The organism is Prevotella sp. P5-108, assembly GCF_002251385.1.
Lineage (GTDB): Bacteria > Bacteroidota > Bacteroidia > Bacteroidales > Bacteroidaceae > Prevotella.
The window spans coordinates 22,763-34,829 of sequence record NZ_NPJJ01000049.1 but is presented as its reverse complement, the minus strand read 5'-3'; the positions used below and the strand labels follow the sequence as shown (position 1 = coordinate 34,829).

The 12,067-nt window shown below is 46.5% G+C and carries 8 protein-coding genes and 1 tRNA gene; 5 read left to right on the top strand and 4 right to left on the bottom strand.

The window, feature by feature from the left end:
- Window positions 1–485: 485 nt before the first annotated feature.
- The 5 genes from CIK95_RS09965 to CIK95_RS09940 all read left to right on the top strand — a co-directional run bounded on the left by CIK95_RS09965 (window position 486) and on the right by CIK95_RS09940 (window position 8,329).
- Window positions 486–806 (top strand): nucleoside triphosphate pyrophosphohydrolase family protein, encoded by a 321-nt coding sequence (locus CIK95_RS09965; protein WP_094466916.1) that lies wholly within the window; start codon window positions 486–488, stop codon window positions 804–806.
- A gap of 798 nt (window positions 807–1,604) precedes the next feature.
- Window positions 1,605–4,325 (top strand): type I restriction endonuclease subunit R, encoded by a 2,721-nt coding sequence (locus CIK95_RS09955; protein WP_094466915.1) that lies wholly within the window; start codon window positions 1,605–1,607, stop codon window positions 4,323–4,325.
- 10 nt (window positions 4,326–4,335) lie between these two features.
- Window positions 4,336–5,769, top strand: coding sequence for a type I restriction-modification system subunit M (locus CIK95_RS09950; RefSeq protein WP_094466914.1), 1,434 nt, complete (start codon window positions 4,336–4,338; stop codon window positions 5,767–5,769).
- Between the two features lie 4 nt (window positions 5,770–5,773).
- On the top strand, window positions 5,774–6,946 hold the full coding sequence (locus tag CIK95_RS09945; protein ID WP_173849872.1) for a YhcG family protein: 1,173 nt from the start codon (window positions 5,774–5,776) through the stop codon (window positions 6,944–6,946).
- A gap of 3 nt (window positions 6,947–6,949) precedes the next feature.
- Window positions 6,950–8,329 carry a restriction endonuclease subunit S gene (locus tag CIK95_RS09940; RefSeq protein ID WP_094466913.1) on the top strand — a complete coding sequence of 460 codons (1,380 nt, stop codon included), beginning with the start codon at window positions 6,950–6,952 and terminating at the stop codon, window positions 8,327–8,329.
- On the opposite strand, the gene CIK95_RS09935 is transcribed toward CIK95_RS09940, so the two are convergent.
- From CIK95_RS09935 to CIK95_RS09920, 4 genes are all read right to left on the bottom strand, one after another.
- Window positions 8,324–9,595, bottom strand: coding sequence for a restriction endonuclease subunit S (locus CIK95_RS09935; protein WP_094466912.1), 1,272 nt, complete (start codon window positions 9,593–9,595; stop codon window positions 8,324–8,326). The genes CIK95_RS09940 and CIK95_RS09935 overlap by 6 nt on opposite strands.
- Window positions 9,596–9,992: 397 nt before the next feature.
- Window positions 9,993–10,065, bottom strand: a tRNA-Lys gene (locus CIK95_RS09930).
- A 241-nt stretch (window positions 10,066–10,306) separates the two neighbouring features.
- Window positions 10,307–11,419, bottom strand: coding sequence for an AI-2E family transporter (locus CIK95_RS09925; protein ID WP_094466911.1), 1,113 nt, complete (start codon window positions 11,417–11,419; stop codon window positions 10,307–10,309).
- A gap of 7 nt (window positions 11,420–11,426) precedes the next feature.
- On the bottom strand, window positions 11,427–12,026 hold the full coding sequence (locus tag CIK95_RS09920; RefSeq protein WP_094384713.1) for a thymidine kinase: 600 nt from the start codon (window positions 12,024–12,026) through the stop codon (window positions 11,427–11,429).
- Between the last annotated feature and the right edge of the window lie 41 nt (window positions 12,027–12,067).

The following is a 12,067-nucleotide window of genomic DNA, read 5'->3' as shown; positions in this document are numbered from 1 at the left end:
CTACCCATACCCATTCATACTGACCTGTCGCTTCATTTAGGACACGATCTCTTTCACGTTTTACTTTTGTTCTCATACACTTTTGTTTTAGGCATCCAAAAGTGTCAAGTTTTTTTAGGGTAAGTCAAGGCGACGGGCAATGCCCACAGATGTTGTGATAACATTGTGTCGGGTGTTAAGGTGGTTACTTACAACCGCTCGTTGTTGATATTAAAAAGTCTTTTTCCTTAAACAAAACAAGTTTTTGTCCTGCCGAAGAGTATGATGTCGAGAGACATGGGCTTTCAGGCGGTTTTTTTATGCCCTTACGTGTAGCCTCCGCTGCGCCCTCGTGCCCTTTGCTCTCTTTCTTTTCCCTTGTCGTCGGTCGCCAAGCCAGGTGGCAGGCTCTGGAAACCGCTCCCATTCTTTTTCCCGTTATCCATACAACATTTGCGAGGTTCGCGCGTTACTATTATAATAGAACTATACAACAAATACTGCTTATGGATTTTGATGAATATCAGCAGAAGGCACTCGCCACCGCCATCTATCCCCATCCCATCGTCTACCCCACATTGGGATTGACCGGAGAAGCCGGCGAGGTGGCCGACAAGGTAAAGAAAGTGATACGCGACAATCAGGGAGAGTTCGGCGACGAGCGCCGCCTCGAGATAGCCAAAGAGATAGGCGACGTACTCTGGTATTGTGCCATGCTCGCCCACGACCTCGGCTACACCTTTGACCAGATAGCCCAAATCAATTGCGACAAGATAGCAGCCCGCAAAAATGCCGGAACGATACACGGTGAGGGCGATAACCGATAGGGTGGAGACAGGTATCTTCTCGGAATCATATACCACCCGCATCATTTCCGCTTTCACTATGCCGAAATGAATAGAGATGATGTCTGTTTGTAATTCCTTGTCCTGTTTCTCTAAATCATTCTTGTATTTCTCGGTTTCGATATGCTAATTATCTAAATCATAGTTTGCTACCATGTATAACATAAGTGCCACATGTAAGTAGCCCGTCCTCTTGAATATGCCTATAACGACAGGTATAAGACTGATGATGCAGCAGAAGTCTGTTGAAGTTGCGTGTCTTCTATCGTGTATGCCGGTTTGTGGCGAAAGTTCTGGAGGCTTTATGGAGTGTAGGATAATTGACCCATTCGACAATTTTCTTTCTGATAATGTAAATTTTCAATAGATTTACAAAGCGTTCTCACATACTTTGTGTATCTTTGCCATACATATATTAAAAGGTATGCCAAAAGAACTGGTCATTAGATTGAAGATAGTTCTTGCCGAGAAGCAGAGATTCAATAAGTGGCTTGTCGAACAGTTGGGTAAGGACTTGGCAAGACATCCAAGCGGATGACAAATGCAAGTCTGCCATACCTTAAAAACCTTCTGCGCATTGCGAAAGCATTGAGTGTAGATGTGGCAAGATTGTTAAATACTGAAGTGGTCATCGATGATGGCGTATGAAGCCAATGTGCCAAGCCGATTTCTTGCAAGGGAAAGGCAGGGGACATGATTCGTAGTGGAAAAGGGCATGATATGCTGCCGTTGATAACTTCCGATAATATGCTATTATCAGAAAAAGAGGAGGAATAACCTATGACGCCAGAGAAAAAAGCGAGAATAAAGATAGACCGTTGGTTCACAGAAGCAGGTTGGCAGGTAGTCAACCGTGACGAGTTTGAACCTACGATGTCTGCTGTGGCTGTGCGTGAGGGATTGCTCGAAGGTAATCTCGAGGCCGACTATCTTATGTTTGTCAACGGCAAGGTTTGTGGTGTGCTGGAAGCCAAGCGTGAGGATGTCGATGTCGCTTCGGATATAGTGAGCGACCAGGTGGCCACTTACGCCAAGAGTGTTCCTGGCTGCTACCAGACTTGGCAGAAACCTACGCCCCTTTTATTTAAGTCTAATGGCAAGGTTGTCTTATTCCAAGATTTTCGCAAGACAAACACGGAATGGGATACAATCAACCGTATCCATACGCCCAAAGAGGTCGTAAGTATGCTTGGCATCGACGACCCGTTTGCCGGTTTGCCTACGTTGAGCAAGAAGGGATTACGTGACTGTCAGTATGAGGCTGTCACCGAGTTGGAAAAGAGTTTCCGTAGTGGGCAAAAGCGTGCCCTTATGGTGTTGGCAACTGGTGCGGGAAAGACTTATACGGCGTGCCTTGCAGCCTATCGCATGCTGACGTACACCCCGATGCGTCGAGTGCTATTCCTCGTCGACCGCAACAATCTCGGACGGCAGGCCGAGAATGAGTTTGGTACGTTCCGCCTTACAGGCAATGGTGAGGCGTTCAACAATATCTATGGAGTGGAGCGCTTGAAGTCGGCAAAAATACCATCCGACTGCAATGTGCTGATTTCAACCATTCAGCGTCTGTTCTCACTGCTGAAAGGTGAGGACATCGTGGACAATGACGAGGATGACAATGACGAGGCGACAGCCGAAGTGAGGATCCCTGCCACTCCCAAGCTGCCCCATGATTTCTTCGACTTGATTATCATCGACGAGTGTCACCGCAGTATTTACGGCAACTGGCGCAAGGTGCTTGAATACTTTGACACCGCCCGACTGATAGGTCTTACCGCAACGCCTATTCCCGAAACTATGGCTTTCTTCAACAACAACCGCATCGTAAACTATACGCTTGAGAAGAGTATCGTGGATGGTGTGAATGTGGACAACCGCGTGTATCGCATCATGACAGAGGTGACGGAGAATGGCGGCGCAATCTTGAGGGGCGACCGAGTGCGTGTGGAGACTCGTTATACGGGCCAGACGGTGGAGATAAGTACGCGCGAGACTAAGAATTATTCCAAGGCAGAGCTAAACCGCTCTATAATCAATCCCTCTCAGATAAAACTCATTCTTACCACATATCGCGATGCCGTGTATACGGAAATGTTCAATGACCCACAGCGTGAGCCAAACTTTGCCTATCTTCCCAAGACGCTTATTTTTGCGCTCAACGAGATGCATGCCACCAATATCGTGAACATAGCCAAAGAGGTATTTGGAGAGAAGTGTCCCGATGCCGATATGGACCGATATGTACAGAAGATTACCTATTCGTCGGGCGACAGCAATGAACTCATCCGCCAGTTCCGCAACGACCGCGACTTCCGTATCGCCGTCACTTGCACGCTGGTGGCTACGGGTACCGACGTGAAACCACTCGAAGTGGTAATGTTCATGCGTGACGTGGAGTCCGAACCGCTTTACATTCAGATGAAGGGACGCGGCGTGCGCACCATTGGTGACGAACAGCTTAGAGCAGTGACTCCCAATGCCTTCAGCAAGGATTACTTTTTCCTTGTCGATGCTGTGGGTGTCTCCGAGCACGCGAAGTCTGTTGCCAGACCAAGCGATAGTCCCGATATCGTCAGGTTGACACTGAAGCAATTGCTTGAGCGCATCGCTCATGGCAATCTGTCTGATGAGTATCTGAAACGTCTGGCTTCCACTTTGTCCCGATTGCACAATAAGTCCGACGACTCTCAGCGTGCAGAGTTCGAACGGTTGGCAAGCGACTCTATGAACGCTATTGCACAGCGTATATACGAGGCATTGGAGGGCGACACGCTGCCGCCTTACTATGATGTCAACGCCCCCAACAACGAGCGCAAAGGTCTTGTCGCACCTGTCGCCAATCATGCCGATGTGCGCCGATACATTCTTATTCTTGCGGCTGGCTTTGTCAATACGCTCATGCCTGGCGAAGATACGCTTATCTCTAAAGGCTTCTCATTGGAAGAAGCCGAAGAGACAACAGAGGCTTTTGAGCAGTACTGCAATGAACATGCAGACGAGATTGAGGCATTGCGCATCATCTATAACCAGAGTGGCGAGCCTATCACTTATAGCATGATGAAAGACCTGGAGAACAAACTGAAGATGGAGAACTCTCGCTTCAGTACGAGGCAGTTGTGGAACTCTTACGCCATCGTTAGTCCTCATTGTGTGCGCCGTGCCACCAAGAAGGAAGAGAGCGAGGCAATTACCAATATCATACAGTTGGTGCGCTTTGCCTTCCACCAGATAGAACGGCTTGAAAGTGTTTGCACTACAGCCCGGCAGTATTTCAATCTTTGGTGCGGACAGTGGCACCGAGAGATAACGGATAGGCAGAAAGAACTGATGAGCCAGATTGTGGACTATGTGGCAAGCAATGGCGCTTGCACCATCGATGATATTCGCGACGACGACCGCACGCAGGCTGCACAGATGATAGCAGCGTTCGGTTCCAAGCAGAAAGCTGATGACGCTCTTCTCTCTTTGTTTAATTTTGTAGTTTTAGGTAAAACAGCATAACCATTTAAGTATGACAAACAATACATCTACCGAGCAGTCGCTCACCAAGAAAGTATGGACTCTTGCCACCACTCTTGCCGGAGTAGGAATTGGCTTTACTGACTATATCACCCAACTTACCTATCTGCTTTTCCTGAAGATGGATGCAGAGAATGTGGAAATGTTTGGTGAGAACTCGGCTATTCCTGACGGCTACCAGTGGCACGACCTTACCAGTCTGGATGGTCTGGACCTTATCACGCAGTACGAGGAAACGTTGAAGATTCTTAGCGCCCAAGGCAATCTTATCGGTACCATCTACACCAAGGCGCAGAACAAGATAGACAAACCCGTGTATCTGAAGAAAGTCATAACGATGATAGATGAGGAGCAATGGCTCGTTATGGATGGCGACGTGAAGGGTGCCATCTATGAGAGCATATTGGAGCGCAACGGCCAGGACAAGAAGAGCGGCGCTGGACAGTACTTCACGCCGCGTCCGCTCATCACGGCTATGGTCGACTGTGTCAATCCGCAGATTGGCGAGACCGTATGCGACCCTGCTTGTGGTACGGGTGGCTTCCTCCTTTCGGCCTACGATTATATGAAAAATCAATCGGCAAGCAAGGAGAAACGCGACTTCCTGCGTAACAAGGCTTTACGTGGCATGGATATCACACCTCTTGTGGTCACGCTCGCCTCTATGAACCTCTATCTGCATGGTGTGGGCACAGACCGTAGCCCCATCACTTGCGAGGACTCGTTGGAACGAGAGCCTAAGTCGTTGGTGGATGTGATTCTTGCCAATCCGCCTTTCGGTCAGCGTCCAGCAGGTTCGGTGGACTTGAACCGACAGGACTTCTATGTAGAGACCAAGAACAACCAGCTTAACTTCCTCCAGCACATGATGCTGATGCTGAAGAATGGCGGCCGTGCCGCAGTGGTGCTTCCTGACAATGTGCTCTTTGAGGGTGGCGCCGGCGAGACTATCCGCAAACGCCTTCTCTCTGACTTCAATCTTCATACCATTCTCCGTCTGCCTACGGGAATTTTCTATGCACAGGGAGTGAAGGCCAATGTGCTGTTCTTCACCAAAGGGCAGCCCACCAAGGATGTCTGGTTCTACGATTACCGTACGGATGTCAAGCATACCCTTGCCACCAACAAGTTGGAGCGTCGTCATCTCGACGACTTCGTGAAGTGCTACAATCCCGCTGACATCAACAATCGCACCGAGACTTACGATGCAGATAGTAATCCATCGGGCCGTTGGCGCAAATACAGCATTGACGAGATAGTAGCCCGTGACAAAACTTCACTCGATATCACCTGGATTAAGCAAGGTGGCGAGGAAGAGGAACATACCTTGAAAGAGTTGATGGCTACCATAAAGGAGCAGAGCCAGAGTATCAGCAAGGCGGTGAGTGAGTTAGAGAATTTGTTGGGAGATATTGACGAGGATTGATAAAATGACAAACAACATTATAGATAATAATATAAGTTCTTTGCAAGAAAAGCAGTTCGCAGAGGTTGTAGAATTAATTATACAGCATAAATGCCGTGCTTCTGTAGCCGTGAACAATGAAACATTATTCACGGCATGGTCTGTTGGTAAGTATGTGTCTGATAAACTCAAAAACGAAGAATGGGGAAGTAAGGTCGTTTCTCAATTATCGGAATATATTCGTGCAAAACGTCCAGATGTAAAAGGCTTTAGTCGAAGCAGTATTTATAATATGGTGATGTTTTATGAAGAGTACTCCTCTGACGCATTTCAAAAAGTCATCGGCATGTATCTTTCTGCAAATTCATCATCAAACAATGATATTGGGTATTGGAATTATTCAAACTTGCAAGATTCCGAACGCAACAATCAAGCAACGGAAATTGTCCAGATGCCGTCTGGACAATTTCCTGATGTGTTGTGTTTGACGACTTTATCTAATCATTATGACATCTTGTGTCGATGTCGTAGCTCTGAGGAACGTTTATTCTATATACTTTATGCACATAAAGAAAATCTGAAGAACAAGGAGTTGCAACGTGCTATTTCTACGCAAACATATGAAACATTATTGCGAAGAAAAATTAATCTGTCGAAAGGATTGCTTGAAACATACCCCGACTCACCAATAATGTTCAAAGATACTTACTTTGTGGATTTCCTCAACTTGCCAAAGAAACATAATGAGTCGAACCTTAAGCATGGACTGATAGAACATATGAAGCAATTTATCCTTGAGTTGGGGAAGGACTTCATATTTATGGATCAAGAATATCGTTTGAATGTTGGTGCTTCTTCGTTCAAGGCTGACTTGCTGTTCTTCCATCGCGGACTACAAGCTCTCGTTGCTGTAGAATTAAAGAAAACGAAGTTCCATCCGCGCGACCTCGGTCAGTTGGAATTCTATCTTGAGGCTCTTGACCGTGATGTAAAACGCTCAAACGAAAACCCTTCTATTGGTATCATTCTATGTCCCGATGCCGACAAGGTGGTTGTTGAGTATGCTATGAGTCGTAGCATGAGTCCGACAATGATAGCAGAGTATAAACGCATCTTGATACCACAGGAACAAATGCAACAGCAGTTAAGAGAGTTTTGCCAATTCTTTTTAACTGAAGACAACCCGAAAAAGAAATAACAAATGAATACTAAAGCATTACGCCAAAAGATACTTGACCTTGCGATACATGGTAAACTTGTACCGCAAGACCCCAACGATGAGCCAGCATCCGTGCTCCTCGAACGCATCCGTGCCGAGAAAGAACGCCTTATCAAGGAAGGTAAAATCAAACGTCCTAAAAAGACGAAGGCTACTTCTGATAAGCCGCATTATCCGTACGAGTTGCCTGAAGGATGGGTGTGGACAACATTGGGAGAAATTAGCAACTATGGTACTACTATCAATATCCAAGTTGATGATATTGATAAAAACGAGTGGATATTAGAGTTGGAGGATATTGAAAAAGAAACTGCTAATATAATTCAACGGCTTTCTGCCAGTGAAAGGTCTGTCAAGGGAACACGCCATAAGTTTAGTGCTGGAAGTATATTATATTCTAAATTGCGCACTTACTTGAATAAGGTTTTAGTAGCACCGAGTGAGGGTTATTGCACAACAGAAATAATGCCATTCGATACATACGGCATTATATCTAATGAATACATCTGTCATGTTTTGCGTTCACCATTCTTTCTTGACTATACCTTACAATGTGGATATGGAGTAAAGATGCCACGATTGAGTACTACTGATGCTTGCAATGGAATGATACCATTACCACCATTAAATGAGCAGATAAGAATTGTAGAGGCTATCAAGTATTGGTTCGTATTGATAGATATAATTGAAAGTGGAAAAGAAAACTTACAAGAGACCATTAAACAAGCAAAGTCTAAAATCCTCGACCTCGCCATTCACGGCAAACTCGTACCCCAAGACCCTACGGACGAACCTGCCAGCGAACTGCTCAAGCGCATCAATCCTAAGGCCGAAATCACTAGTGATAACGGGCATTATCAGAAGTTGCCTGAAGGATGGGCTATTTTAAAAGTCGGAGATGTTGCCGAATATATCAATGGACGTGCTTTCAAACCAGAAGAATGGGAACAGACAGGTCTGCCTATTATTAGAATTCAGAATCTGAATGATCCAAATGCATATTACAATCGCACAAAAAATGAATACGAAGAAAAATATTTAATTAAAAAAGGTGATTTACTGTTTGCATGGGCAGCATCATTGGGTACATATATTTGGAAAGGTGAGGATGCTTGGCTAAATCAGCATATATTTAAAGTTGTACCTTATCCTTTTATGGATAAAAAATATCTGTACTATGCTTTCCATGCAATGATAACTGAATTCTATCGAAAATCGCATGGTTCTGGAATGATTCATATTACAAGAAAACAATTTGAGGAGATAACTCTATGGTTACCTCCTCTCGCAGAACAATATCGAATTGTACAGTATTTACAGCAAGTTTTTGAAAAGCTGGATAGTATCGTTGAAAATCTATAGATTCTCCATTATTGTATCGAGGATTGTAAATGTTTGGTTTATGGCATTTACAATCCTTTTTTGTTCTTCGTATGGAGGTATAGGCACATTGATAGCCTTGAATAACTTCTTGTTCAGGTGCGGAATGGCTGAACCGACTTTATTCTCTCTTAGCGTCTTTCGATGCAGGTTTATTACTTGTAGAACATAGTCGGTGTACATTTCTTCATGAATGGAAAGTTGCTTGAACGTGCTACCTTGATAGCCATCTACTGGCGCACGAAAAACTTCTCCAGAGTTTTCACCATCCACTAAAATCAGTAAAGTGTTTGCAGCTGTATATTTGCCTGACGTTAATACTTTAGCTTCTCGTTCTCCACGCAGATACTTCACATCAAGATTTATTCTTTCTATGCCATTTTGCTTCTCTCCATCTACCAAAGCACATAGTGTTTGCATGGGTGTAATCCCCCATCCTTTAGGCAACTTCTGATAATGCCCGTTATCAGAAGTAATCTCTGCTTTGGGATTGATGCGCTTGAGCAGTTCGCTGGCAGGTTCGTCCGTAGGGTCTTGGGGTACGAGTTTGCCGTGAATGGCGAGGTCGAGGACCTTATTTTTTACCTGTTTAATTGTATGTGTTAAGTTGTCTCTATCATCATCTATTTTGTATATCTGTCTACTCCATCTTTCGATTTCATCTGCAATTCTTTTCTGTTCTTTATAAGGAGGTAGAGGTATATTTAAGTTATCAAGTACACCTATATACAGTTCTTTTTGATTGGTACTACCAGCAAGATTTTCTTCAAGATATTGTTGGACAAAGTTTGAAGAAATATATGCATAGATAAATTCCGATAGAATTTCATCGTGGGTCCTTACAACTGAAACGTGAGAATCTGGAACAACAAAAGGGTAATCGCCCAAACATGATTCATTAAAAAGCCTTGTTCTTCCCACAGTCCCCGTACCTGTTGAGTTAATGAGAATATCTCCGGTCTTTAGCTTGTATTCTTCTGCCCACTTGTCAATAGTATTTGGATCAATGAACCGTGCCTGTTCCAAAGATATACCTCCCTCTTTCAAATTGCATTTTTGTGCAAATACAGGGTAGGTTCTGTCATCATCCTTATATTTGGGTGACTTTCCTCTTGAAAGAAAGATGCATATTTCCCCCAATGTCGTCCACACCCAAGAACTGGGCACTTCAAACGGTACATTCTCATAATGCGGCTTATCAGAAGTCATCGGACTATCGCTGCGGCGAAAGATGATGTTGGTTATCATCTGTATATAAACAACAAAGAATAAATAGTAGTTTTCAGTTTCCTCTTTATTGTGTGACTCGCATGAGCATGTGTTCTTTTGTTTTACTTATGGTCCAACCATATGGGAAAGTTATTCATATTATGGCTTCGCAATTCTACTGCTTTTGTATTATGTAGTGTCCAGCCTTCTATTGGGTGTGAGAAGCAGCATCGTTATGTTTGACGGGAAACGAGGTGGTAGCTGGTGTAGACCCCAAAATTGTCCGCCCCGCCCCCGCATTTCATCATTGTCCTGAATTATCCCCTGGTTTATCGGGTGAGCCGAGCCGTGTCCTGTACAGATGTAGAGCGTACTTCTGAAAGCCCAAAGTGTATGATTAACAAAAAAAGAGGAGAACTTATCGTTCTCCTCTTCGTGACTCGCATGGGGCTCGAACCCATGACCCCAACATTAAAAGTGTTGTGCTCTACCAGCTGAGCTAGCGAGTCGCTCACAGCTATCATTTCTGAAAGCGAGTGCAAAGTTACTAATATTTATTTTACTGTGCAAATAATTTCCTTACTTTTTTACCCGTTTCGTATTGTGATGGGTAACAGGGAGTTTATGCCTATTCTTGTTCTGGTCATTTGGCTCGCTGTGGGTGGTGGCGGTGGTAGGGCGGTGGGCCTGACCGAAGCTGCCAGTGTCGTGGCATCGCTGGAGGGTGTCATGGCGGTAATGGCGGGGGGCCTATTGCTGCTGAGGCTGTTGACTCTCAGCCTGGCTGGCGGGCTCACCAACCTTCTCCTTGGTCACATAGCGTTGCCAGTAGGCGATGATGAGGGTGGTGAGGGGCAGGGCGATAATCAGTCCGATGAAGCCCAGCAGCGCACCCCATACCGACAGCGACAGCAGCAGTATGGCTGGGTTGAGGCCCATGGCCTTGCCCATAATCTTGGGCGTCACTATCATGTCGGTAATCAGCTGTACCACAGCAAAGAGGCCCACGGCCAGTCCGAAGATGAACCAGAAGTTCTGCCCCGTGTCGGCGGCTTTGAGCATGGCAAGGAATGCGGTGGGGATAAGGGCGAAGGTGTGGAGATAGGGCACAAGGTCCATAATGCCGATGAGGATACCCAAGCCTATAGCCATGGGGAAGTCCATGATAGAGAAACCTATGCAGAACATCACGCCCATACACAGTGCCACGAGACCCTGTCCGCGGATATAGTTGTTGAGTTCGCGCTCCACGTCTTTGGCCAGCACGCTCCAGAAGGGGCGGTTCTTCTTCGGGAATATGCGTATCCAGTTGGTGGTGAGGTATTCGTAGTCGAGCAGGATGAAGAACATATAGAGCAGCGTAATCATCGAGGCGATGATGCTGATGATGACGTTGGCGGTCTGACCCACAAAGCTGAACAGCTTGGGCATGGCGCTCTTGACGGCATTGTTGAAGTCGTCGCTGCGGAAGAAGCGCTCCACCTCGGTATGGTTTTCCTCGACCCATGACGAGATATATGCCGTGAGGTCATTGGTGTGGGTGGTCTGTCTCACCCAGCGGGCGAGGATGTCGCCGAGCTTCTGAAACTGCTCAATCATAGGCGGGATGATAAGGTAGACCACTCCGCCGATGACCGCCAGCACCATGACCATGGTGATGACGATGGCGAGCGCACGTACCCTTACGCCCATCTTGTGCTGCACAAACTTGACGATGGGGTAGAGCAGATAGGCGAAGAGCCATGCCACACAGAAGGGCAGCAGCACTCCGCTGAGATAGTTGACCAGACAGAACACACCCAGGGTGAGTGCCACCAGTCCGGCACGGCGTATAAACAGGTCAAAGGTTATCTCCTTGCTCATATTCTTGTCATTCTTCTTGGTTGTCTTGTCCTTCCTCCTTGACGGCTTGCTGATAGCAGGTGCGGCAGAGAGGCTCGTACTCCTGGGCCTCACCCAGCATTACCCGGCGGTCGTTCTTGACCAGTCGGTGACTCACGTAGGCCAGCGCGCCACACTTCACACAGATGGCATGCACCTTGGTCACCTCGTCGGCCACGGCACACAGCGCAGGGATTGGGCCGAAGGGCACTCCCTGGAAGTCCATGTCCAGTCCGGCGATGATGACGCGCACGCCGCGGTTGGCCAGCTGGTTGCACACATCGACCAGGCTCTCGTCGAGGAACTGGGCCTCGTCGATGCCCACTACGTCGATGTCTGACGACAGCAGCAGTATCGATGCCGAGGCGTCGATGGGCGTGCTGGGGATGGCGTTATGGTCATGGCTTACCACGTCTTCGTCTGAGTAGCGGGTGTCTATCGCCGGCTTGAAGATTTCCACCTTCTGCTTGGCAAACTTCGCGCGCTTCATTCTCCTTATCAGTTCTTCGGTCTTGCCCGAGAACATCGAACCGCAAATCACCTCGATTCTTCCGGGACGATGGGTTTCTCTGTATATATTCTCCATCATAATGCTACAAAATTACGAAGAGCTTTTTAGTGGAGCAAGAG